The sequence below is a fragment of the Gordonia sp. DT218 genome (genome assembly GCF_049847105.1).
Classification (GTDB): Bacteria; Actinomycetota; Actinomycetes; order Mycobacteriales; family Mycobacteriaceae; genus Gordonia.
On sequence record NZ_JBNCNS010000003.1, the window covers coordinates 537,086 to 559,986 of the forward strand.

A 22,901-nucleotide genomic window follows, 5' to 3' on the forward strand; every position below is an offset into this window, starting at 1 on the left:
GCGCCCCGGACGTTCACGGGTGACGGGACGCCCGCCGTAGCAACCACCTACCGGCGGTGTGGCGGAACGGTCGAACACCGGGTGAACAGCCGCGGAACAATGGTCGGGAATGTGCAGTGGGCGTTTGTTGCGCCGTAAGCTGCAATTGTGACCGTTGCATTGTTGGTCGCGGCTTTCGCGCTCGCACTGGTCTGCGGAGTGGTCGTCGGACTCGGCTGGCGCGGGCGGAACTGGAGCGCCGGCCGTGCGTGGAGACCGTTCTCCGCCCCCAGGACGAGTTCGCCGCAGGCGACCTCGGCCCAAGTGGCGACGGCATTGCTCGAATCGCGGGTGCACGCCGCGCACGCGCCGCGCGAGGTGGACGAGGCGGCCGAGCTGCGCGACACCGATGTCGATGTGACCACCGACGACGGGCGGATGACGAAGGCCGGACTGCTGAGCCTCATCGTGCGCAACAGCGAGAGCGCGGTCGCGGTGGTGGACCGATTCCGCGACGTCGTCCTCTACAACCATCAGGCCGTCGAACTCGGTGTCGTCCGTGACCGGCTGCTCGCCGACGCCGTATGGGATGCGGCCAAAGAAGTCCTCGACACCGAGGTGGAGGCACGTTTCGAGTTCTCCCCGACCCAGTCGTCGCTCGGCTTCATCTCCACCGGGCGCACCACCGCGCGCAATGTCGAATCGGTGCGCTGTCTCGTGCGCCTCGTCGCGCACGACGACGAGCGCTACGCCGTGGTCTTCGGCGTCGACGACACCGAACATTCCCGGGTGGAGGCGACGCGGCGCGACTTCGTCGCCAACGTCTCGCACGAGTTGAAGACCCCGGTCGGTGCGATCGGCCTGCTGGCCGAGGCCCTCCTCGAATCCTCCGACGACCCGGAGTCCGTCGAACACTTCGGACGTCGTGTGCTCGTCGAATCCGATCGCATGGGCAACATGGTCAGCGAACTCATCGCCCTCTCGCGGCTGCAGGGTGGCGAGACGTCGGAGTTCGCCAGGGTCGACGTCGACGAGTTGGTCTCCGAGGCGATCGACACCGCGACGACCACCGCCGAAGCAGCCTCGATCACCATGCGCGCGGACGAGCCGTCCGGACTCACGGTGCGCGGTGACCGCAGGCTCCTGCTGACCGCCCTGTCCAATCTCGTGGTCAACGCCATCGCGTATTCGCCTCCCCACACCACGGTCTCCATCAGTCGTCGCATCACCACCACCGAAGGACGGCCGATGGTCGCCCTGGCGGTGACCGATCGCGGCATCGGCATCGCGCCCGACGATCAGGAGCGCGTCTTCGAGAGATTTTTCCGGGTGGACAAGGCACGGTCGCGCCTCACCGGCGGCACCGGTCTGGGTCTGGCCATCGTGAAGCACGTGGCCGCCAATCACGGGGGCACCATCGGCTTGTGGAGCAAGTCCGGCACCGGATCGACGTTCACCCTCAGCATTCCGCAGGATCTGACCCCCGAGTTTCTCGACGACGATCTCGTCCTGCCCGCACACCGCGATCCGGCGTCGAACGCCGGATCGGATCATCCGAGTCGACCGAAGGAATTGCATAGGTGACGCACGTATTGATCGTCGAGGACGAGGAATCGTTGGCCGACCCATTGGCCTTCCTGCTTCGCAAAGAGGGATTCGAGGCCAGCGTCGTCACCGACGGGGCCCAGGCGCTCACCACGTTCGACCGTGTCAGCCCGGACATCGTTCTTCTCGACGTGATGCTGCCCGGCATGTCGGGCACCGAGATCTGCAAGTCACTGCGGGCACGGTCCGGGGTACCGGTGATCATGGTGACCGCTCGTGACAGTGAGATCGACAAGGTCGTCGGACTCGAATTGGGCGCCGACGACTACGTGACCAAGCCGTACTCGGCGCGCGAACTGATCGCGCGCATCCGTGCGGTTCTGCGCCGCGGCGGCGACGGGGGTGAGGAGGATCTGACCATCGGCGTGCTGGAGGAGGGGCCGGTGCGGATGGACGTGGAGCGCCACACGGTCGCGGTCGACGGTCAGTCGACCACGTTGCCGCTGAAAGAGTTCGACCTCCTCGAATACCTGCTGCGCAATGCCGGACGAGTGCTCACCCGTGGGCAGCTGATCGACCGGGTCTGGGGCGCCGACTACGTCGGTGACACCAAGACCCTCGACGTCCACGTCAAGCGTCTGCGGTCCAAGATCGAACCCGACCCGGGCACTCCCAAACACCTCGTGACGGTCCGCGGTCTGGGCTACAAGTTCGAGCCGTAGTCCGCCGGGGGGAGGACTCGGCGTCCCCGCCGATCGTGCACAGAATCTCGCCGACCGTGCGCACGACGTCGTCGTGTCCGCACGATCGGCGAGAAACTGTACCCGGTCGGCGGAATTCTGCGCACGGTCGGCGCGAAGGGTGGGTGTCTCGGCCTCGAGACGCAGCTCAGTCCTCCAGGATCTCGTATTTGATGTCGGTCTCCCGCCGGGTCGTCGCGGCGGCGGTGGCCGGGTGGATCGCGATCAGGCCCAGTCCGTTTCGGCGTCGGCACGCGGCGGCCAACTCCTCGTAGGCGCGTCGACCGATCAGCTCGGTCAGCTCCGGGCCGTAGGACTCCCAGACCTGGGTGGCGCCGACGTGCGCGTCCGGCGATCCGGAGCAGTACCACTGGAGGTCGTGTCCGCCCTCGCCCCAGCCTCGTCGGTCGAACTCGGTGATGGTGGTCTGGAGGATCTCGGTGCCGTCGGGGCGTTCCACCCAGCTCTCCTCGCGACGCATCGGGAGTTGCCAGCACACCTCGGGCTTCACGGTGAGCGGTTCGAGCCCCCGCCGCAGCGCCATCGAGTGCAATGCGCACCCGGCCCCACCCTCGAAGCCAGGTCGATTCAGAAAGATGCAGGCGCCCTTGTACTTTCGAGTCTTGAGCGCGGGTTCGTCGTCGAGGTCGCCCTCTTCGAGATAACCGCGAGGACCGAGCGGGTCCTTGCCGGAGCCCTTCTTGTGGAACTGCCAGTCGTCGGCAGTCAGCATGGCCACGCCCTCGGCCAGTTTCCGGCGGTCGTCCTTGTCGGACAGATAGGCGCCGTGACTACAGCAGCCATCGTGTTCGCGACCCTCGATGATGCCCTGGCATGCCGGCGTCCCGAACACGCATGTCCAGTGGGAGAGCAACCACGTCAGGTCCGCCCGGATGACGTGTTCGGAATTGTCGGGATCGATGAATTCGTACCATTCACGCGGGAAGTCGAGATCCACCTCGGGCGCAGGTTTCATGCGCGTCGATGCTTCGGTGCGGGCCATGGTGTCCACGGTAACCGTCGGCGCCGTCTTCGCGTGTCGAGCGGGGACGTGCCACGCCGCGGACCGCTGCATGGGTCTCCGGTGTGGCGTGGTCGACGACGCAGTAGGGTTTGAGGACGTGCGTCTAGGAGTGCTCGACGTGGGCAGCAACACGGTTCATCTGCTGGTGGTCGACGCCCACCGCGGTGGCCATCCCACCCCGATGAGTTCCACCAAATCCGTGCTGCGCCTCGCCGAGCAGATCGACGACCGCGGCCGCCTGTCCGATCGCGCGGCAGCCAAGCTCATCGAGTCGGTGGACGAGTTCACCCACATCGCATCGTCGTCGGGCTGCGAGCAGATCATGGCCTTCGCGACGTCGGCGGTTCGCGATGCGAGCAACAGCGACGAGGTGCTCACCGAGGTCGCACGGAAGACCGGCGTGCAGGTCGCGGTGCTCTCCGGTCCCGACGAGGCGCGCCTGACGTCGTTGGCGGTGCGGCGTTGGTACGGCTGGAGCGCCGGCCGCATTCTCGCGCTCGACATCGGCGGCGGGTCGCTGGAGATGTCCAACGGGGTCGACGAGGAACCCGAGGTGGCGCTGTCGGTACCGCTCGGTGCCGGCCGGCTCACGCGGGAGTGGCTGCCCGGCGACCCGCCGGACCGCCGCCGGGTGTCGGTGCTGAGGGACTGGCTCGACGCCGAGTTGCGGCCTGCGGCGAAAGAACTCATCGACCCGGGCAAACCCGATCTTGCCGTCGGCACGTCCAAGACCTTCCGGAGTCTGGCTCGGCTGACCGGTGCGGCGCCGTCGAGTGCCGGCCCCCGTGCGAAACGGCAGCTGACGTCGAGCGGGTTGCGTCAGCTGATCTCGTTCATCTCACGGATGACTCGTGACGATCGTGCCGAACTCGAGGGCGTGAGCGCTGACCGCGCAGGTCAGCTGGTCGCCGGCGCTCTCGTGGCGGAGGCGGCCATGCGGGCGCTGTCAGTCGATACACTTGAGATCTGTCCGTGGGCGCTGCGCGAGGGGGTCATCCTGCGTCGGCTCGATTCGGAGCCGGCGGAGTCGGCGGAGTCCATCGGAGACGGAGCCGTGGGAACCAGGGTGGTGGACCGCGGCGTTGGATGACCGGTGTGCCCGATCCGCAGGCGCGGAGGACATCGGACACACACATGACGATGTCCCGCGAGGGGGCGGGTTGATCTCGAGGACGGAGAGCGCACTCTGATGGCGAACGAACCGGATGCACCGGACTCACGGCCGATCTCCGTGTCGGAGTTGCTGGCACGCAGTCGCGAGGAGGGCGGTGCCGCCACCGGCGGTGGCCGCGAGGGTCGCGGCAGGCGTCGCGTCGGCCGCGAGGGTTCGGTGTCGGTGTCGGAACTGACCGGTGAGATCCCGCGCGTCCGGTCGGCCGACCCGGCCGACGCCGGTCCCGCCGAGCCGGAGGCCGGTGGCAATCGCCGGTCGGCTCCGAAACCGCCCGCGCCGGAGGCTCGCCGCGACGACGTAGGCGCCTTCCCGCGGTCGGCGAACCCGGTCGCACGTCGCTATGCGGAGGACCGCCCGGTCGCGGACCGGGCGCCGTCGCCCTTCCCGTCGCCGAGGCCCGGTCCGGACTCGTCGGCGCCGCCGGCCGACCGGCCGTCCGGTCCCACCGCGAGCGGGATGCCCGGATATGCCTCGCCCTCCACGCGGGACTTCAGCGCCTCGTCGGTCGCCGCTCGATTCGCGCCCCAGACCGGCACCAACCGGCCGGCGCCGGCACCTCGGGGCCGTCCTTCGGCCGCCGATTCGGAGAACGCGAATGCGGTGACCGGGATCATCCCGGTGGTGGAGGATGACGACGACCTGGTGGTCGTGGAGCCCGACGACATCGACGGCTACGACCTGGCGTCCCCGTCCGGAACGGCCGAGGTGATCGAGGAAGCGCCCGAAGGGGTCGACGACTTCGAGGCCTACCGTGCGTTCGCCGACATCGGTGAGGAGCCCGAGCCCCCGAAGCGACGCTTCGGCTGGCTCAAGAACAAACCGAAGTCCGACCGGTCCACCCGTCCCGCGGCGGCGCGTGAGCGAGAGCAGGTCGCGGCCGCCGAACCAGATCTCGCCGAACCAGACCTCGCCGAACCCGACCTCGACGAACCAGACCAGGTCGTCGCGGGCACCGACCCCGAGCCCGACGTCGACGGTCTGTCGGTGGGGCGTACCGCCGCGTTCGCCGCACCGGCCGTCGCCGAGCCGTCGGACCCCGCCGAGGCCCGGACCGAATACCTCGGTGACCTCACCAGCGGCCCGGATTTCGACACGGCTCACACCGACGCCGCACCCACCCACAACGAACCCACCGACAGCGCGCCGACCGGCAGCGCGCCCACCGGCAGCGACCTCGACGAGACCGACGGCCCCGGCCCCGACGATCTCAGCACCCGTGCGGGCCGTCGCCGCGCCGCGGCGATCGAGACCGCTCGTGCCGAGGCTCTCGACCCGGTGGCGACGACCAGCGATCGCGATGTCGCGCCGGCGACCACACCTGCGGTCACCGACGGCCACACCGACGCCGACCACACCGACGACCACCACACCGACGCCGAGCGCGGCACCGGCCGGAGCGAGCACTCGCCGACGGTGGCGTGGCTGTTGGTGATCGGACAGTCGATCGCCGGTCTCGCGATCGGCGTCGGATTGTTCTGGGGCTTCACCGAGCTGTGGAAGTGGAACGTCTACTTCGCGCTGGTGCTGGCCGTACTGGTGATCTTCGGGATCGTCACCTTCGCGCATCTCGTGCGGCGGACGAAAGATCTCACGACCACTCTTCTCGCGCTCGGTGTGGGACTGATCGTCACGATCGGCCCACTGGTGCTGTTGGCCACCTGAGCACCACCGTGACCGAGCCCGTGCCATCGCCGACACGTCCCGAGACCCGCGACATCCCCATCGGGTTGTCGACGGCCTCGGTCTATCCGCAGAACACCGAGGCGGCCTTCGCCTACGCCGCAGAACTCGGATTCGACGGCGTGGAGCTGATGGTCTGGGGCGAGGCGGTGAGTCAGGACATCCGGCACGTCGAGTACCTGTCCGAGCGCTACCAGGTGCCCGTCCTGTCGATCCACGCACCGTGTCTGCTGATCTCCCAGCGCGTCTGGGGTCGTGACCCACTGGTCAAGTTGGCGCGGTCGGTGCAGGCCGCCGAGGACCTCGGCGCCCAGACCGTGGTGGTGCATCCGCCCTTTCGCTGGCAGCGTGCCTATGTCGATGCCTTCGACGATCTCGTCGCGGAACTCGAGGAGGACAGCGGTATCGCGATCGCGGTGGAGAACATGTTCCCGATGCGCGCCGACCGCCTGTTCGGAGCGGGTGAACGCTCGGCGCGACGTCTCGCCGGCCGCGGTGGTGGCCCCGGGCTCGCGGCTTCCGCGTTCGGCAAGTCGATCGACCCGACCGACGACGGCTACGCCAACTACACCCTGGACCTCTCCCACACCGCGACTGCGGGCGTGGACGCCCTGGCCATGTTCGACCGGATGGGATCACAGCTCAATCACCTGCACCTCGCCGACGGCGACGGCGCGGCCACCGACGAACACCTGCTCCCCGGCGACGGCAATCAGCCGTGTGCCGAGGTCTGCCGCCTTCTCGCGGCGAGCGACTTCGACGGCGCCGTTGTGCTCGAGATCACCACGAGCTCCGCCCGCAACAAACCCGAACGCAGTGCACTGTTGGCACATTCGCTAGATTTTGCGCGGCAGCATCTCCGACGGACGCTGCCCTCGGACGGCCCCGAACGGGTCCGGACCGACCACGTGTGAACGCGCCGGTCGAGTCCGCCCGACATGACCCAGAGAGCGGATCGATGACCCAGAAGCTGACCGATGTGTTGGCCCTCACCGAGGTGGGCAGGTCGGGCGACGACCGGATCACCTACCGCGCGGTGATGGACCCCGTGTTCACCATCGGACCGAAGGTGCACGGCGGGAGTCTGCAGATGGTCGTGGCGCATGCCGCCCGGCAGGCGCTGACCGAACTCTCCCCGCCGGGGGCGTCGGACTCCCTGCCGGGGGCGTCGGGCTCCCTGCCGGGGGCGTCGGACGACGACACGGAAACCGCGAAGATCCCGGTCGCCATCAGCAGCGACTATCTCGCGGCCCCGGACGCCGCGGCGATCGACCTCGAGGTGCTGGTGCGCAAGCGAGGTCGCACGGTGACCGTGATGACCGTCGACGCCGTGCAGGGCGGTCGGACGATGGTGTCGTCGTCGATCACCTGTGCGCGGCCCGATACCGGTGCGCCCCACCACACGGCCCCGACGGTGCTCGACGGAATGCCCGTCGAACCACCGCCCGGCGGTATCGCTCTCGACGATTCGCCGATCGCCGAGGTGAACCACCTCGGGCCCGCGCTGGATTTCGTGCTCGACGCCGAGACCTTTCCGATCGCCCGCGGCGAGACCGGTGAACCCGTGGTGCGTGGGTGGGTCCGCCCGAAGGGTGGGGAGCCGGACACGAACTTCGCCGTGCTCGTCTGCGACATCTCGCCACCGGTGGTGATGAACCTCGCGCTGTTCGGCTGGGCTCCAACCGTCCAATTGACCACGTACATCCGCAGGCATCCGGCACCGGGGTGGCTGCGATTCGCCGCGACCAGTACCGAGGTGGGACCCGGGATGTTCGAGGAGGATCATCTCGTGGTGGACTCGACCGGGACGGTCGTCGCGCAGTCGCGACAGCTCGCTCTCATCCCGCAGCGCTCCTAGCATCGAGCCCGGACCACTGGGCTCGGACCCCGGGCTCGGGCCACGGGGCAGCACTCGGGTCGCGGTGTCCGCCGCGGCCCGCTCGCACATCAGACTTCAGGAAGGCATCACTCGTGACCGAACGCATCGCCATCGTGGGCGGCGGAAAGATCGGGGAGGCACTACTGGCCGGCTTGATCCAGTCCGGCAAGCAGACCAAGAACCTCGTCGTCGCCGAGAGGATGTCGAGTCGGGCCAAGGAGATCGCGGACGAGTACGGCGTCCTCGTCACCGACGTGGCCTCGGCCGCCGAGGGTGCGCACTACGTGTTCCTGGCGATCAAGCCGGACGATGTCGACTCGGTGCTCCGGCAGCTGGCCAGTGCCGACGACAGCGCGGATTCCGAGCGTGTCACGGTGACCCTGGTGGCCGGTGTCCCGATCTCCCGGTACGAGAATGCCCTGCAGGCCGGGACCCCGGTGATCCGCGTGATGCCCAACACGCCGATGCTGATCAACGAGGCGATGTCGGCGGTGTCGGCGGGACGTTATGTCGGCGACGGGCAGCTCGCCGCGGTCGTGGGGCTCCTCGAATCGGTCGGCAAGGTCACGGTGGTGCCCGAGAAGCAGATGGATGCGGTGACCGCGGTCTCCGGCTCCGGGCCTGCCTACGTCTTCCTGATGGCCGAGGCGATGATCGACGCCGGTGTGGCTCTCGGCCTGAGTCGGCCCCAGGCCACCGAGATGGCGGTGCAGACCATCAGGGGTGCGGGTCTGCTCCTCAGCGAATCGGGACTGTCACCGGTCGATCTGCGCGCTGCGGTGACGTCGCCCGGCGGTACGACGGCGGCGGCGATCCGCGAGTTCGAGGCCAACGGCTTTCGACACGGCGTGTACGAGGCGACGCGCGCGTGCGCACAGGCGAGCGCCAAGGCCGGACATCGACCCGACGTTGAGGGTTTGTCGAGTGTGAATGGGCGTCGGACGGACTCCGACACCCCCTGAATTTGTGGTTGCCGGCCTGCGAAACCCCAGGATGTAGGGGTTGACGCAAAATTTGCCGCAACTTTCACACAACTCACGTCGCTTTTTTCACATCAGCCACGCTAAGCTCCTTTAAGCACGTGCGTGTCTGATGTCCGCCGGAGGGGAAGCCGGCGGCCGCGACGCGTGCACCGGAGGTATGAGTATTTCATGGCACCTGCAGAAAAGCCTGGTGACAGGACTGGCGCGGTGAGCAATGCGGCCTCGGGCTCGCAGTTTCTCACGGTGGCCGAGGTCGCATCGCTGATGCGAGTATCGAAGATGACGGTGTACCGGCTCGTGCACAGCGGAGAATTGCCCGCCGTGCGCGTCGGTCGGTCGTTCCGGGTGCACGCCAAGGCCGTGCACGACTACCTGGAGACCTCGTACTTCGACGTCGGCTAGTCGCCGACCCCTCGGCGCCGGACGTCATCCGGCCCGAACGACATCTCCACTCCCTCGGCGGAGTGCGCCCCATCGGCGCGACTCGGCCGGGGGAGTTGTGGCATCTGGCGACCTGATTTTCGCTTGACCACCACGGGCCGGTAATGTGGGACTTCGCGTGCTGATGCCTACGCGCTGCGCCACGCATGGCTGGGCACACCAGACTGTCAGAAATAGAAGCGTCAACCGTGAGGAAGCACCCCGATGGGTTCTGTGATCAAGAAGCGCCGCAAGCGCATGTCGAAGAAGAAGCACCGCAAATTGCTGCGGCGGACCCGGGTGCAGCGTCGTAAGCTCGGCAAATAGTCGTCGGAGCAAGGACCGGCTACCTGCCGAGAAGAACCCGCTCATGGCGGGTTCTTCGTGTTTCCGCACCTCTGGGCTGATCGGCTGCGCGCAGCGGAGCGCGTGACGGCCCGCTAGCCTTGGGGCATGTCAGACGAGCGGGCCACCGCGACGCCGCGCACGGTGCTGGTCACCGGGGCGTCCACCTTCCTCGGCGGATACCTCGTCGCGCGGTTGGCGGCCAACCCCGACATCGAGCGGGTGCTCGCGGTCGACTCGCGAATCCCGCGTAAGGACCTGATGCGGCGTATGGGTCGCGCCGAGTTCCTGCGTCTCGACATCCGGCGGCCGGCGATCGCCAAGGCGATCGCGAGCTACGAAGTCGACACCGTGGTGCACGCGGCGACCTCGATCATGGAGACCGCGCCGCACTCGGCCGCGATCAAGGAATTCAACGTCGTCGGCGCGATGCAGGTGTGCGCGGCCTGCCAGCGCAGTCCCTCGGTGAAACGACTGATCCTGCGCTCCACCGCGATGGTCTATGGGGCCAGTGCACACGATCCGTCGCACTTCTCCGAGGAGACACCTGCGCGCCGCGAGCCCAAGCGCGGGTACGGCCGGGATCTGCTCGACATCGAGGGCTACGTCCGCGGGCTGGGGCGTCGGCGACAGGACATCGAGGTCACCATCGTCCGGCCGCAGGCGATGCTGGGGCCACGGATCAACACGCGCATGGGCTCGTACCTGTCGTTGCCGATCGTGCCGACCGTGATCGGTTATCAGCCGCGGCTGCAGTTCCTCCACGAGGAGGACGCGCTGGCGGCGATGGAGCACGTGACGCTCACCGGCAAGCCCGGTACTTTCAACGTCTCCGGTGAGGGTGTGGTGACCTTGACGCAGGCGATCCGGCGTATCGGCCACATCGAACTGCCGGTGCCTAGCAGTCTGCTCGCGCCGGTCACGGGCGTGTTCCAGGATCTCAGGTCGGCCAAGTTGCGCTCCAGCCAGACCGAGTACCTGACGTACGGCCGAGTCCTCGACACCACCAGGATGCGCACGGAACTCGGTTTCGCGCCGCGGTTTTCGACCTTGGAGACCGTCGACGACTTCATCGAGCGCGGCGGGTCGTCGGCCGTCGTCGAACCCGACTCGTGGCGGACGCTTGAGCGGCGGGTGGTCGACGCCGCGCATCAGCTCCAATAGAGAATCGGAGCCGTGCCCGACACTCACCGCGTGACTTCGCACACACCTGTGCACGAACGAGACCTAGGCCTTAGACTTGGACACCAGACCCAGTCCGATCAGCGCGTAGCATAATCGCTGCGACGTATTCGTGGCTGTCGGGGTTCGAACGCAACGTGGAACGTAGGGGTGAGACTCTTGGCAGGTGGCGCCAATGACGCACGTACTGCAAAGGTGATCCAGCTCTACGCGACGCCGGGCGATGGTGTCGAACCGCCACATTCGAGCCGTCGTGCCGCGCGTGAACAAGGCCGTGCGCGCCACCCGAGTCAGCAGCCCGCCGGCGCCCGACCTGCCGCGAAAACCTCGACGACGCAACGAAATTCCGGACAAGTCGCACAACCCGGACACCCCAACACGGATGGCTTCGGTCTGCCGCCCGCGCGCGTGACGCCGATCAGCGAGGACGTGCGCCTGCCCGCCGAATCGCTCCTCGAGCACCTGGGTCCGTCGCGGTCGAGCCCGCTCTTCTCGCTGTCCGGTATCCGGGGTGCGGTCGCCGACTCGCTGACCGCGACCGCCGGGTTCATCCGGGAACGGATGACCGGTGAATACGAGGTGGACGAGTTCGGCTTCGATCCGCACTTCACCGAGTCGGTGTGGTTCCCGGCGATTCGGCAGGTCTACGAGAAGTGGTTCCGCGTCGAGGTCACCGGCATCGAGAACCTGCCGGCCGAGGGCGGGGCGCTCCTGGTGGCAAACCACGCCGGTACGCTCCCGATCGACGCGATCATGACGTCCCTGGCCGTGCGGGACAATCATCCGACCGGACGATATCTGCGAGTTCTGGCTGCGGACATGGCATTCGACACCCCCGGTATCAGCGAGGTCGCCCGGCGGATCGGCGCGACCCTCGCCTGCAATCACGACGCCGACCGGCTGCTGCGGGCCGGCGAGCTGACCGCGGTGTGGCCCGAGGGTTACAAGGGCGTCGGGAAGTTGTACAAGGACCGCTACAAGCTGCAGCGGTTCGGGCGCGGCGGCTTCGTGACCACCGCCCTGCGCAACGCGGCCCCCATCGTCCCGGTATCGATCGTGGGCTCCGAAGAGATCTATCCCATGCTCGCCGACCTCAAGCCGATCGCGAAGGTGCTTGGCCTACCGTATTTTCCGGTGACCCCCACCTTCCCGTGGCTCGGTCCGCTGGGGGTGGTCCCGCTGCCGTCGAAGTGGCACATCCACTTCGGCCGCCCGATCGACACCGGCTCCTACGGTGAGAGTTCTGCCGACGATCCGATGGTGGTCTTCGACCTGACCGATCATGTCCGTGAGGAAATCCAGCAGACCTTGTTCCGTATGCTCAGTCGTCGCGGTAGCGTCTACTTCGGCTGATCGACCCCGGCCGTCGCCGGAAGACAGCGAGGCGACGAAGGGTGGGGACCGAAGATGAAAGCAGTGGCATGCCACGACGGTGAGCTGTCGGTGGTGGAGCTCCCGATACCGACACCCGGACCGGGGCAGGTGCTCATCCGCGTCATCCGCGCGGGTATCTGTGGGTCCGACCTCCATGCGCGGACGCAGTGCGACGCCAGCGCCGACGTCGCCGACGAGGTCGGCTACGGCGGATTCATGCGGTCGACGGAATCGGTGGTCATGGGACATGAGTTCACCGGTGACGTGGTCGCGTACGGGCCCAATTGTCGAAAGCGTTGGGCGCCGGGGACGTCGGTGGTGGCGATGCCGATGATCAAGCACGGCGACGACGCCCATCTCACCGGTCTGTCCGTCCACGCGCCGGGCGCCTACGCCGACCTGCTGCTGGTGTCCGAGGACCTGACGATGCCGGTACCCGACGACGTGACGGCGGATCTCGCGGCCCTCACCGAGCCGATGGCGGTCGCCCACCACGCGGTCCGGCGCGGTGACGTCGGCAAGCGCGACGTCGCGGTGGTGGTCGGCTGCGGACCGATCGGTCTCGCAGTGATCCTGATGCTGAAGGCGGCAGGCGTCCGGTGGGTGGTGGCCAGTGACCTCTCGGCCGGCCGGCGGGCGCTCGCCCGGCGCTGCGGGGCAGACGTGGTGGTCGACCCGACGACGGAGTCGCCGTGGGACGCGTGCACCGAGAAGCGCAAATACCTGACCCGCGCGAGCGACCTGTTCGACACCGCGTTCGGCGCGATGCACGAACTGCAACGAATCCCCGGGGTGCCGTGGTGGAAGGTGATGCGGCTCGCCGAACGCGTCGGTGCGACACCGCAGGGGCCGGTGGTGTTCGAGTGTGTCGGCGTACCCGGCATCATCGAGGACATCGTGTCGCATGCGCCGTTCCGGTCACGGGTCGTCGTGGTCGGCGTGTGTATGCAGCCCGACACCTTCCGGCCGGCCATGACGATCAACAAGGAGATCGATCTGCGCTTCGTCTTTGGTTACGACCCAGGCGAATTCCGCGACACCCTGCACATGATCGCGGACGGCAAGGTGGACCCGAGTCCGTTGATCACCGCAACCGTCGGACTCGGCGGAGTGCAGGCGGCCTTCGACGCACTCGCCGGGGCAGAACGCCACGCAAAGGTGCTGATCGATCCGATGTCCGATGTCGTGACGCTGTAACCCCCGCCGACAGCAACCCGAATCCCGCCGACAGCAACCCGGATCCCGCCGACAGCAACCGACTTCGCGCCGACAGCAACCCGAATCCCGCCGACAGCAACCGACTTCGCGCCGACAGCAACCCGGATCCCGCCGACAGCAACCCTGGCCTCAGCCCCGGGCCTGCCGCCAGAACCTGGTCGCGGTTGCCGCACCCGCCCCGGCCGCGCCGAGTACCAGCGCCGTGGTCGCGCCGTACTTCGCCGCCTTGCGGGCGGTACGGAAGTCGTACATCTCCCACCCGCGCACCTTGGCCACTTCGCGGAGGTCGGCATCCGGGTTGATCGCCACCGCCGTCCCGACCAGGGACAGCATGGGCACGTCGTTGTGCGAGTCCGAATATGCGGTGCAGCGCTTGAGGTTCAGCCCCTCCCGGATGGCCAGCGCGCGTACGGCGTGCGCCTTGCCGGGACCGTGCAGGATGTCGCCGACGAGCCGACCGGTGAACACGCCGTCGACGCTCTCGGCGACGGTACCGAGGGCGCCGGTCAGCCCGAGGCGCTCGGCGATCGTCTGCGCGAGTTCCACCGGGGTGGCCGTCACCAGCCACACCTGCTGACCTGCGTCCAGATGGCGCTGTGCCAAAGCCCTTGTGCCGGGCCAGATCTTGTCGGCGATGTATTCGTCGTAAATCTCTTCGCCGAGCTGGATCAGCTCCGAGGTCTGGCGACCGGCGATGAAGGAGAGTGCTTTCTCGCGACCCTCCGCGACATCGTCGGGGTTCTCCTTGCCGGTGATCTGGAACTTCGCCTGCGTCCACGCGAAGTCGAGGATGTCGCCGTAGGTGAAGTACTTGTGCGCGGCCAGGCCACGGGCGAAGTGAATGATGGATGCGCCCTGGACGAGCGTGTTGTCGACGTCGAAGAACGCGGCGGCAGTGAGATCCCGCGGGGTCTCCTCATCCGACGGTGGCCGGGCGCGGAGCGTGTCGACGGCGACCCGGGCGCTCGCCTCACCGGCAAGGGCCTGACGGAGTTCGTGAGCCGTCTGCCGGAAGCGGCCGCTGGTGGCGCGGGCACGTTCGGAGATCCAGGTGGCGACCCGGGAGGCGTCCTCGTCGTCGTCGACGGTGTCGTCGCCGCCCGAGTCGTCGAGCCCGTCGTCGCCGCCGGTTCCGGACGGATCGATGCTGTCGGCGTGGGTCTCCCAGTCCTCACCATCGAGCGCGGTCTCGTCCACGGCGGGGATGGCATCGACATCGCCGACCGGTGGCCCGCTCGCTTCGCTCCCGGCGCCGTCGTGATGTGGCCCGCTCGCTTCGCTCCCGGCGCCGTGCTGGTGTGGCCCGCTCGCTTCGCTCCCGGCGCCGTGCTGGTGTGGCCCGCTCGCTTCGCTCCCGGCGCCGTGCTGGTGTGGCCCGCTCGCTTCGCTCCCGGCGCCGTCCGGAGCTTCGCCCACAGGTCAACCTCCCACGCCTTCGGTTCCGTCTCCGGATGTCCACAGTAGCCACGGTCCAGACTAGTCGGGCTCGATCGTGAGGGTGTCACACTGGCGCTGTGACAAGGCCGACCGGAGAAGGCTGACGGAACAAGGCCGACCGCACGGCCGTGATGGAGGTGATCGATGCAGGGCGCCATGCCGTTGACGTTGCTCACGAGAGCAGACTGCTCCGCGTGTGCCACCGCCCGCACCGACCTGGCGAGGATCTGCGCCGAACTCGGGACCGGGTTCGACGAGATGGATGTGGATCGGGCCGCCGACGACGGCGATCCGTCGGTGCGAGCGGAGTTCGGCGACCGGCTGCCGGTGCTGCTGCTCGACGGCGAGGAACACAGCTACTGGGAGATCGACGAGCCTCGTCTGCGTACCGATCTGGCAAGGCGTGACAGCTGAGGGCAGTGGGGTTGACGGGACTCGGTAGGCCGGGGCGGAAGAGGTTGTCGGGCGGTATACGCTGAGGTCCGGTAGGGGGATCTGGATGGGGGATGGCGGGTGGTTTCCGCCGACGGCCGGAGGAGGATGACCAGACCGTGAGCGGCAGCGCGACAAACTCTGAGGCCCCCGCATCCGACAATTCGGTGTCCGCATCCTCGGCGGACGACTCATCTGCGGTGAGCCCGGACATCCCGGAACCGACCGTGACCCGCCTCGCGACCTACCTTCACGTGCTGCGGTCCTTCACCGAACAGGGCGTGCTGGTGGCCTCCAGCGTCCAACTGGCCACCGCCGCAGGCGTCAACTCGGCGATCCTGCGAAAAGACCTGTCCCATGTGGGCGCCAACGGCGTGCGCGGGGTCGGCTACGACGTCGGACGGCTGACGGCGCGGATCTCCCTCGCCCTGCACAACGACAGCGCGCACGCGGTGGCGCTCGCCGGGGCGGGACGGCTCGGCCGAGCACTGCTCGCGCACGCCGGATACGGTCGCGGATTCCGCGTCGCGGCGATGTTCGACGCAGACCCCACCCTGATCGGCAGCGTCATCGAGCCGGGTGGCCCGGTGATTGCGCCGCTGACCACGATCGCCGATGTCTGTGCAGGTCAGGACACCGAGACGATCGAGATCGGGGTCATTGCGACCGACGACGCCGCCGCTCAGGCCGCATGCGACGCGTTCACGGGGGCCGGTGTCCGGCAACTCCTCAACGTCACTCAGATGGCACTGAGGACGGACTCCGATGTTGTCGTGCGACAGGTTGATCTAGCCTTGGAGCTACAGGTGTTGGCGTTCAACGCGACGCGAACGCGTCCCGGATCGGCTTCGGCCGGTCGGACGGCGGGTGTGCGTGCGTCGAACAGGAAACCCGCAATGGGTGGGACCCGCATGGATCGAATGGGCTCACCCACGGGTGAGGAAACGGTGACGGCGTGAGTGTTTTGTTGTTCGGGGTCTCGCATCGCAGTGCACCCGTGGAGGTGCTCGAGCGGTTGGCGGTCTCCGACCACGATCGACCCAAGCTCGTCGACGAACTGTTGTCGTCGCGGGCGATCTCCGAGGCCATGCTCGTCTCGACGTGCAACCGCGTGGAGATCTACGCGGTGGTCGACGCGTTCCACCCCGCGCTCGAGGCGGTCGGCGCGGTCCTCGGCGACCACTCGGGGATGACCGTCACCGAGATGACGCGCCACGCCTACGTCCGCTACTCGGAAGCGGCCGTGGAACATCTCTTCACCGTTGCCGCCGGACTCGACTCGCTGGTCGTCGGCGAGCAGCAGATCCTGGGCCAGATCCGCAACGCCTATCTGGACGCGGATGCGAATCAGTCCACCGGCAGGGTCATGCACGAACTTGCGCAGCAGGCGCTGCGCGTCGGCAAGCGCGTCCACACCGAGACGGGGATCGACCGCGCGGGCGCCTCTGTCGTCTCGGTGGCCCTGCATCGGGCGCAGGCCGTCCTGTCGAGCTCAGCGGGCACCGGAGCCACCTCAGGGCTGCACTCGGCAGTTGTGGTCGGTGCCGGGGCGATGGGCGGCCTCGCGACCGCACAGCTCGCCCGCGAGGGCGTCCGCGACCTCGTGGTGGTCAACCGCACCGTCGCCAACGCCGAACACCTCGCAGGCAACATCGCCGCCAATCACGGCATCGCGGTCCGCGGTGCCGGGCTGGACGAGCTGCCGGCCGCGATGGCCGTTGCCGACGTCGTGGTCACCTGCACCGGATCGGTCGGAACCGTGGTCAGCGTCGGTGAGGTGCACTCGGCGCTCGCCGCCCGGACCGATGCGCGCCCGCTGGTCATCTGCGACCTCGGGCTGCCACGCAACGTCGACCCGGCCGCCGGACGGCTGCCCGGCGTCCACGTCGTCGACATCGAGGGGCTGCGCGGAGATTCCGAGACCCAGGCCGCGGAGAACGACACCAGCGCCGCACGGTCCATCGTGGCCGCCGAACTGGCCGACTACCTCACCCACCAGCGTCAGGCCGAGGTGACCCCGACCGTCGCCGCGCTGCGTCAGCGCGCTGCCGACGTCGTCGAGGCGGAGATCCTGCGCCTCGAGACCCGACTGCCCGGCCTCGACGACCCGCAGCGCGATGAGGTCGCCAAGACGGTGCGACGCGTCGTCGACAAGCTGCTCCACGCCCCGACCGTGCGGGTGAAGCAACTCGCCTCCACCCCGAACGGCGACCACTACGCCGAAGCGTTGCGTGAACTCTTCGAGCTCAGGCCGGGCGCGGCAGAGTCGGTCTCGGCGTCGGAGATGGGCGACGCCGGCCGGACCGAGCAGTGAGCGCGGGGACCGACAGCAACGTGATCCGCATCGGTACCCGCGGCTCGTTGCTGGCCACCACCCAGGCCCAGACCGTCGCCGATGCGCTGATCGCCGCCGGACACCCGGCCGAGTTGGTCATCATCCGCACCGCCGGTGACGCCTCGCAGGCACCGGTCGCCGAGATCGGTGTCGGGGTGTTCACCACGGCGATCCGCGTCGCGCTCCACAACGACGAGATCGACGTCGCGATCCACTCGTACAAGGATCTGCCGACGGCACCTGAATCCGGTCTGACCATCGCCGCCGTCCCACCCCGCGTGGATCCCAGAGACGCGCTGGTCAGCAGGGGTGGAATGGTGCTCGGGGAGCTGCCTCCCGGGTCCACGGTGGGGACCTCGGCGCCCCGTCGGGTGGCACAGCTTAGAGCATTGGGTCTCGGTTTGGAAATCCGCCCCCTACGAGGCAACCTTGACTCTCGGTTGGGCAAAGTCGCCAGCGGTGAACTCGACGCGGTCGTGGTCGCCAGAGCCGGTCTGGTACGCATCGGCAGGGCTGATGAGGTCAGCGAGGCGTTGGAGCCGGTGGTCATGCTACCGGCGCCGGCACAGGGGGCCTTGGCCGTGGAGTGCCGCTCCGACGATGCCGAACTGGTGAGAATACTCGCCGAGTTGGACGACCCGTCCACACATACGGCGATCGACGCTGAGCGATCGGTGCTCGCGGCCCTCGAGGCCGGGTGCACCGCCCCGGTCGGAGCGATCGCCGAGGTGGTCGAGTCGATCGACGACGACGGGCGCATCTTCGCCGAACTGTCGCTTCGCGCGGTAGTGGCGGCCGAGGACGGATCGGACGTGATCCGTGCCTCGGTGGTGGGGCCGATCGATCGTGCAGAGCAACTCGGCAAGGATCTCGCCGCCGAACTGCTGGAGCTGGGAGCGGGAGTGCTCGTCGGCCGCGGTTCGCAAGCCTAGCGGCGCCCTCGGCGCCCTCGGTGAGCGGGTCGCGACAATCGAGCCCACTCACCCTCGCGACTCCGGTAGCAGAGAGAACTGCAGCTCCGACAGGGGCAGGAGAGTGCGAACTCATGAGCCGTACGAAAAAGGTCAATCCGGGACGGATCCTGTTCGTCGGGTCGGGACCAGGTGACCCCGACCTGCTGACCGTGCGCGCCCGAAACGTCATCGAGAAGGCCACCACGGCCTACATCGATCCCGACGTCCCGGCCGGTGTGGTCGACATGATCGGCGCGGCCACTCGCGTCGAATCCGAGTCGTCGGCGCGGTCGGGCAAGAACACGGGCAAGGACGTCACGAAGGACGCCGCCGCCAAGGACACCGTCGCCAAAGTCGCCGCCAAGGATGACGCAGGCAAGTCCGAACCGGCCGACGCCGAATCCACGAAGGTCGCCGACTCCGACGTCGAGGGCGACTCCGACGAGACATCGGTGGTGCATCCGGCACTCGGCGATCCCGCCGAGGTCGCCAAGACCCTCGTCGCGGCCGCCAAGGCCGGCGACGACGTGGTGCGCGTGGTCTCGGGTGATCCCCTGACCACCGACTCGGTGCTCGCCGAGGTGAATGCCGTCGCGCGGTCGTCGGTGCAGTTCGAGGTTCTGCCCGGACTCCCCGCCGCGTCCGTGGTGCCGAGTTACGCCGGCATGCCGCTCGGATCCAGTCACACCGAGGCCGACGTCCGGTCGGAAGGTGTCGACTGGGCTGCGTTGGCTGCAGCCCCCGGCCCGCTGGTGCTGCACGCCACCGCCGGACACCTCGCGGAGACCGCGAGTGCGCTGACCGAACACGGTATGGCCCCGCAGACGCCGGTCGCCATCACCGTCAACGGCACCACCTGTGCTCAGCGGACCATCGAGTCGACGCTGGCCTCGCTCAACGAACAGGGCAACGCGCTCGTCGGCCCGCTGATCCTGACCATCGGCAAGGTCGTCGGTCACCGCGGCAAGCTCTCGTGGTGGGAATCGCGGGCGCTGTACGGCTGGACCGTGCTGGTGCCGCGCACGAAGGATCAGGCCGGCGACATGAGTGATCGACTGCAGTCGCACGGTGCCATCCCCAAGGAAGTGCCGACGATCGCCGTCGAGCCGCCGCGGAGCCCGGCCCAGATGGAAAGGGCCGTCAAGGGATTGGTGGACGGCCGCTACCAGTGGGTGGTGTTCACCTCCACCAACGCGGTGCGTGCCGTCTGGGAGAAGTTCGCCGAGTTCGGCCTCGACGCCCGGGCCTTCTCCGGCGTCAAGATCGCTTGCGTCGGCGAGGCCACCGCGGAGAAGGTGCGTACCTTCGGCATCCAGCCCGAGCTCATTCCCTCCGGCGAGCAGAGCTCGTTGGGACTGCTCGACGACTTCCCGCCGTACGACGACGTCTTCGATCCGGTCAACCGAATCCTGTTGCCCCGTGCGGACATCGCCACCGAGACTCTCTCGGAGGGGCTGCGTGAGCGTGGTTGGGAGATCGACGACGTCACCGCGTACCGCACCGTCCGGGCCGCTCCGCCGCCCGCCGAGACGCGCGAGATGATCAAGACCGGTGGCTTCGACGCCGTGTGCTTCACCTCGAGTTCCACCGTCCGCAATCTCGTCGGTATCGCCGGAAAGCCGCACGCGCGCACCATCGTTGCGTGCATCGGTCCCAAGACTGCCGAGACCGCAACGGAATTCGGTCTGCGCGTGGACGTGCAGCCGGAGAGCGCCTCGGTGTCCGAACTGGTGGACGCGCTGGCCGAGCATGCCGCACGGCTGCGGGCCGAGGGTGCGCTGCCGCCTCCGCGCAAGAAGTCGCGGCGGTCGCGGTCCTGATCCTCGTTCCCTGAGGAGCGAGGCGTCACCCGTTCCCTGAGGAGCGAAGCGTCTCGAAGGGCTCGCAAGCAAAGGAGAATGCGTCCATGGCACCAGTGATCCGTCCCCGCCGACTGCGATCCACTCCGGCGCTGCGGCGCCTGGTGGCCGAGACCGTCGTCGCGCCTCAGGATCTGGTCCTACCGATGTTCGTCGCCGACGGCATCGACGAACCGCGCGAGATATCGTCGATGCCCGGTGTCGTCCAGCACACGCCCGACTCGCTGCGCAAGGCCGCCGACGAGGCGATCCGGGCCGGAGTCGGCGGGCTGATGCTGTTCGGTGTCCCGGCCCCCGACGACAAGGACGCCGTCGGATCGGGCGCCGATGATCCGGACGGCGTGCTCAACCGCGCATTGCGGACGTTGTCGGACGATCTCGGCGACTCGACCGTGCTGATGGCCGACACCTGCCTCGACGAGTTCACCGATCACGGGCACTGCGGGGTCATCGACGACCGGGGGCGGGTCGACAACGACGCCACCCTGGACCGGTACGTGTCCATGTCGCTGGCACAGGCGCGCGCAGGTGCCCACCTGCTCGGCCCGAGCGGCATGATGGACGGTCAGGTCGCCGCGATCCGCGCCGGTCTCGACGCCGAGGGGCTCACGGACACCGGCATCCTGGCCTACGCCGCCAAGTACGCATCGGCCTTCTACGGTCCGTTCCGCGAGGCCGTCGGGTCGTCCCTGGAAGGCGACCGCCGGACCTACCAGCAGGACGCGTCGAATCGGATCGAGGCGCTGCGCGAGATCCGTCTCGACCTCGAGGAGGGCGCCGACCTCGTGATGGTCAAACCCGCTATGAGCTACCTCGACATCGTCCGGGATGCCGCCGAGATCGCCGACGTCCCGGTGGCGGCATATCAGATCAGCGGCGAGTACGCGATGATCACCGCGGCCGCCGAACGCGGCTGGATCGACCGCGACGGGGCCATCCTCGAATCGCTGACCTCCATCAAGCGCGCCGGCGCCTCGATCATCCTCACGTATTGGGCGACCGAGGTCGCGAGTCGGTTGGCATAGGCCTGTCCGGTCTGGCCGGTGGGCGACCGAGGTCGCGAGTCGGTTGGCATAGGCACCGAGTCGATCTCGTCCCGGAGTCCCGGAGTCCCGGAGTCCCGACTCGACGACGTGGTGAACACGTTCGGCCATTCATTACCCTGGAGCCATGACCGCACCGACCCAACCGGCGCCACCCGATCAGGGCGCACGTCCCGATCGCCCGGACGCCATGTCCATCGCCACCGAGTTGTGGGCGGTGGTGATCATCGGTCAGATCGTCGCGTTCATCGGTCAGTACCCGTCACTGCGTGACGCGTGGGACCGGCAGATCCGCACCCTGCCCGCCGACACCCCGCGTGAGCAGGTTGACCTGCTCACATCGAGCGGAACCCTCATCGTCGTGCTCGCGATCTTCGGAGTGGCGCTGACGGTCGTGTCCGCCGGCCTGGTCCTGTTGGCCCGAAACGGCTACAACTGGGCGCGCATGATCGTGGCGGCGATGGGCGTGTTCATCATGGTCAATCTGGTGTTCAGCCTGTTCGGCGACGTCGCGCCGCGATGGGTGATGATCCCGATGATCATCAGCGGGGTCGCGGGCGTCGGCGCGTCGGTACTCCTGCTCCGCCGGGAGTCCGAGCAGTACTGCCGTGAGATGGCCGATCACCGAAAGCGCCCGCCGCAGCACCCGCAATATCCGCAGCACCCCCAGTACTCGCAGCATCCCCAATACTCGCCGTACCCCCACCATCCACAGCAGCCTCACCACCAGCAGGGGCCTCCCACAGGTGGGTCACAGTGGCCGCCGGGGCCGGGAGATCATCAGGGCGCGACGCCGCAATCGTGGCCGTATGGTGGCGGGCAGCAATCTCCTCCGGAGACCCAGCCCACTCCGCAGCCGAACGAAGGAAACGAATCACGTGGTGAGTCCTGATCCCGCCGAACGACCGAATCTCGTCGTCTGGGCTTATCGGTGCTGGACGGTGTCGGGTGGCCTTCTCGTAGCGCTCGGAGTGCTGTTCATCGTGCTGGGCATCGTCTCGTCGGGTCCGACCCTGCTGCCCATCGGTGTCGGCATCATCGTGGCCATCATCGGTGTCTGCTACTTCCTCATCGGGAGCAAGGCCTTCGTCGGTGATGCCCGATGGCGGTCATCGCTCTCCGCATTGACGCTGGTGGTGGTCATCATGTTGCTGATCGTCAGCTTCGGACTCCCGATCCTGGCGTTCGCGTTGGTGGCGGCGCTGGTCGGTCTGTTCGGCTCTCTGTTGGCCTACCGCCCGGAATCCGAGGCCTGGTACACCACCTCCAATCCGCCGAAGCCCAGCAAGAAGTGAGCCG

At 68.1% G+C, this 22,901-nt stretch carries 22 protein-coding genes; 20 read left to right on the forward strand and 2 right to left on the reverse strand.

Features of this window, described 5'->3' with window-relative positions; translation table 11 throughout:
* Nucleotides 1-147: 147 nt before the first annotated feature.
* Entirely contained in the window at nucleotides 148-1,563 is a 1,416-nt protein-coding gene (locus ACPXCG_RS14045; RefSeq protein ID WP_425792571.1) for a sensor histidine kinase, read from the forward strand.
* Nucleotides 1,560-2,246 (forward strand): response regulator, encoded by a 687-nt coding sequence (locus tag ACPXCG_RS14050; RefSeq protein WP_425792572.1) that lies wholly within the window; start codon nucleotides 1,560-1,562, stop codon nucleotides 2,244-2,246. The genes ACPXCG_RS14045 and ACPXCG_RS14050 overlap by 4 nt, the downstream gene beginning before the upstream one ends.
* Before the next feature lie 166 nt (nucleotides 2,247-2,412).
* Here ACPXCG_RS14050 and ACPXCG_RS14055 read toward each other — a convergent pair whose 3' ends face one another.
* Entirely contained in the window at nucleotides 2,413-3,240 is an 828-nt protein-coding gene (locus ACPXCG_RS14055) for a hypothetical protein (RefSeq protein ID WP_425792834.1), read from the reverse strand.
* 145 nt (nucleotides 3,241-3,385) lie between these two features.
* Between ACPXCG_RS14055 and ACPXCG_RS14060 the strand changes: the two genes are divergently transcribed.
* The 10 genes from ACPXCG_RS14060 to ACPXCG_RS14105 all read left to right on the forward strand — a co-directional run bounded on the left by ACPXCG_RS14060 (nucleotide 3,386) and on the right by ACPXCG_RS14105 (nucleotide 13,522).
* Nucleotides 3,386-4,378 (forward strand): hypothetical protein, encoded by a 993-nt coding sequence (locus ACPXCG_RS14060; protein WP_425792573.1) that lies wholly within the window; start codon nucleotides 3,386-3,388, stop codon nucleotides 4,376-4,378.
* Between the two features lie 99 nt (nucleotides 4,379-4,477).
* On the forward strand, nucleotides 4,478-6,124 hold the full coding sequence (locus ACPXCG_RS14065) for a hypothetical protein (RefSeq protein ID WP_425792574.1): 1,647 nt from the start codon (nucleotides 4,478-4,480) through the stop codon (nucleotides 6,122-6,124).
* Nucleotides 6,125-6,132: 8 nt separating this feature from the next.
* The gene (locus tag ACPXCG_RS14070) at nucleotides 6,133-7,056 is read left to right on the forward strand and encodes a sugar phosphate isomerase/epimerase family protein (RefSeq protein ID WP_425792575.1); all 924 of its coding nucleotides are present in this window, start codon (nucleotides 6,133-6,135) and stop codon (nucleotides 7,054-7,056) included.
* A gap of 44 nt (nucleotides 7,057-7,100) precedes the next feature.
* Entirely contained in the window at nucleotides 7,101-8,000 is a 900-nt protein-coding gene (locus tag ACPXCG_RS14075) for a thioesterase family protein (RefSeq protein ID WP_425792576.1), read from the forward strand.
* A gap of 113 nt (nucleotides 8,001-8,113) precedes the next feature.
* Complete coding sequence (gene proC / locus ACPXCG_RS14080) at nucleotides 8,114-8,983, forward strand: pyrroline-5-carboxylate reductase (protein WP_425792577.1); 870 nt, start codon at nucleotides 8,114-8,116, stop codon at nucleotides 8,981-8,983.
* 189 nt (nucleotides 8,984-9,172) lie between these two features.
* Entirely contained in the window at nucleotides 9,173-9,406 is a 234-nt protein-coding gene (locus ACPXCG_RS14085; RefSeq protein WP_161061838.1) for a helix-turn-helix domain-containing protein, read from the forward strand.
* A 243-nt stretch (nucleotides 9,407-9,649) separates the two neighbouring features.
* Entirely contained in the window at nucleotides 9,650-9,751 is a 102-nt protein-coding gene (locus tag ACPXCG_RS14090) for a 30S ribosomal protein bS22 (RefSeq protein WP_003402602.1), read from the forward strand.
* Between the two features lie 126 nt (nucleotides 9,752-9,877).
* The gene (locus ACPXCG_RS14095; protein WP_425792578.1) at nucleotides 9,878-10,933 is read left to right on the forward strand and encodes an NAD-dependent epimerase/dehydratase family protein; all 1,056 of its coding nucleotides are present in this window, start codon (nucleotides 9,878-9,880) and stop codon (nucleotides 10,931-10,933) included.
* A gap of 177 nt (nucleotides 10,934-11,110) precedes the next feature.
* Complete coding sequence (locus ACPXCG_RS14100; RefSeq protein WP_425792835.1) at nucleotides 11,111-12,304, forward strand: lysophospholipid acyltransferase family protein; 1,194 nt, start codon at nucleotides 11,111-11,113, stop codon at nucleotides 12,302-12,304.
* Between the two features lie 54 nt (nucleotides 12,305-12,358).
* Nucleotides 12,359-13,522, forward strand: a complete 1,164-nt coding sequence (locus tag ACPXCG_RS14105; RefSeq protein WP_425792579.1) for a zinc-binding dehydrogenase — start codon at nucleotides 12,359-12,361, stop codon at nucleotides 13,520-13,522.
* Between the two features lie 150 nt (nucleotides 13,523-13,672).
* On the opposite strand, the gene ACPXCG_RS14110 is transcribed toward ACPXCG_RS14105, so the two are convergent.
* Nucleotides 13,673-14,740 (reverse strand): HAD family hydrolase, encoded by a 1,068-nt coding sequence (locus ACPXCG_RS14110; RefSeq protein ID WP_425792836.1) that lies wholly within the window; start codon nucleotides 14,738-14,740, stop codon nucleotides 13,673-13,675.
* Nucleotides 14,741-15,136: 396 nt separating this feature from the next.
* Here ACPXCG_RS14110 and ACPXCG_RS14115 point away from each other — a divergent pair, with 396 nt between their 5' ends.
* The 8 genes from ACPXCG_RS14115 (at nucleotide 15,137) to ACPXCG_RS14150 (ending at nucleotide 22,897) form a co-directional block, all read left to right on the forward strand.
* Entirely contained in the window at nucleotides 15,137-15,394 is a 258-nt protein-coding gene (locus ACPXCG_RS14115; RefSeq protein WP_425792837.1) for a glutaredoxin family protein, read from the forward strand.
* Nucleotides 15,395-15,579: 185 nt separating this feature from the next.
* A complete protein-coding gene (locus tag ACPXCG_RS14120) occupies nucleotides 15,580-16,371 on the forward strand; it encodes a redox-sensing transcriptional repressor Rex (protein WP_425792580.1) in 792 nt (263 codons plus the stop codon).
* Nucleotides 16,368-17,726, forward strand: a complete 1,359-nt coding sequence (locus tag ACPXCG_RS14125; RefSeq protein WP_425792581.1) for a glutamyl-tRNA reductase — start codon at nucleotides 16,368-16,370, stop codon at nucleotides 17,724-17,726. Before ACPXCG_RS14120 ends, ACPXCG_RS14125 begins: the two co-directional genes overlap by 4 nt.
* A complete protein-coding gene (gene hemC, locus ACPXCG_RS14130) occupies nucleotides 17,723-18,679 on the forward strand; it encodes a hydroxymethylbilane synthase (RefSeq protein ID WP_425792582.1) in 957 nt (318 codons plus the stop codon). Before ACPXCG_RS14125 ends, hemC begins: the two co-directional genes overlap by 4 nt.
* 113 nt (nucleotides 18,680-18,792) lie before the next feature.
* The gene (locus ACPXCG_RS14135) at nucleotides 18,793-20,520 is read left to right on the forward strand and encodes a uroporphyrinogen-III synthase (protein WP_425792583.1); all 1,728 of its coding nucleotides are present in this window, start codon (nucleotides 18,793-18,795) and stop codon (nucleotides 20,518-20,520) included.
* Nucleotides 20,521-20,606: 86 nt separating this feature from the next.
* The gene (hemB, locus tag ACPXCG_RS14140; RefSeq protein ID WP_425792584.1) at nucleotides 20,607-21,584 is read left to right on the forward strand and encodes a porphobilinogen synthase; all 978 of its coding nucleotides are present in this window, start codon (nucleotides 20,607-20,609) and stop codon (nucleotides 21,582-21,584) included.
* A gap of 145 nt (nucleotides 21,585-21,729) precedes the next feature.
* A complete protein-coding gene (locus tag ACPXCG_RS14145; protein ID WP_425792585.1) occupies nucleotides 21,730-22,494 on the forward strand; it encodes a hypothetical protein in 765 nt (254 codons plus the stop codon).
* Nucleotides 22,481-22,897 (forward strand): hypothetical protein, encoded by a 417-nt coding sequence (locus tag ACPXCG_RS14150; protein WP_425792586.1) that lies wholly within the window; start codon nucleotides 22,481-22,483, stop codon nucleotides 22,895-22,897. The genes ACPXCG_RS14145 and ACPXCG_RS14150 overlap by 14 nt, the downstream gene beginning before the upstream one ends.
* Nucleotides 22,898-22,901 lie beyond the last annotated feature (4 nt).

What these genes read in the sequence shown, in the direction of transcription:
- ACPXCG_RS14055 (WP_425792834.1), bottom strand. Translation starts at nt 3,240, where the DNA reads ATGAAACCTGCGCCCGAGGTGGATCTCGACTTCCCGCGTGAATGGTAC.
- ACPXCG_RS14065 (WP_425792574.1), top strand. Translation starts at nt 4,478, where the DNA reads ATGGCGAACGAACCGGATGCACCGGACTCACGGCCGATCTCCGTGTCG.
- ACPXCG_RS14075 (WP_425792576.1), top strand. Translation starts at nt 7,101, where the DNA reads ATGACCCAGAAGCTGACCGATGTGTTGGCCCTCACCGAGGTGGGCAGG.
- ACPXCG_RS14085 (WP_161061838.1), top strand. Translation starts at nt 9,173, where the DNA reads ATGGCACCTGCAGAAAAGCCTGGTGACAGGACTGGCGCGGTGAGCAAT.
- ACPXCG_RS14090 (WP_003402602.1), top strand. Translation starts at nt 9,650, where the DNA reads ATGGGTTCTGTGATCAAGAAGCGCCGCAAGCGCATGTCGAAGAAGAAG.
- ACPXCG_RS14095 (WP_425792578.1), top strand. Translation starts at nt 9,878, where the DNA reads ATGTCAGACGAGCGGGCCACCGCGACGCCGCGCACGGTGCTGGTCACC.
- ACPXCG_RS14105 (WP_425792579.1), top strand. Translation starts at nt 12,359, where the DNA reads ATGAAAGCAGTGGCATGCCACGACGGTGAGCTGTCGGTGGTGGAGCTC.
- ACPXCG_RS14115 (WP_425792837.1), top strand. Translation starts at nt 15,137, where the DNA reads ATGCCGTTGACGTTGCTCACGAGAGCAGACTGCTCCGCGTGTGCCACC.
- ACPXCG_RS14135 (WP_425792583.1), top strand. Translation starts at nt 18,793, where the DNA reads ATGAGCCGTACGAAAAAGGTCAATCCGGGACGGATCCTGTTCGTCGGG.
- hemB (WP_425792584.1), top strand. Translation starts at nt 20,607, where the DNA reads ATGGCACCAGTGATCCGTCCCCGCCGACTGCGATCCACTCCGGCGCTG.
- ACPXCG_RS14145 (WP_425792585.1), top strand. Translation starts at nt 21,730, where the DNA reads ATGACCGCACCGACCCAACCGGCGCCACCCGATCAGGGCGCACGTCCC.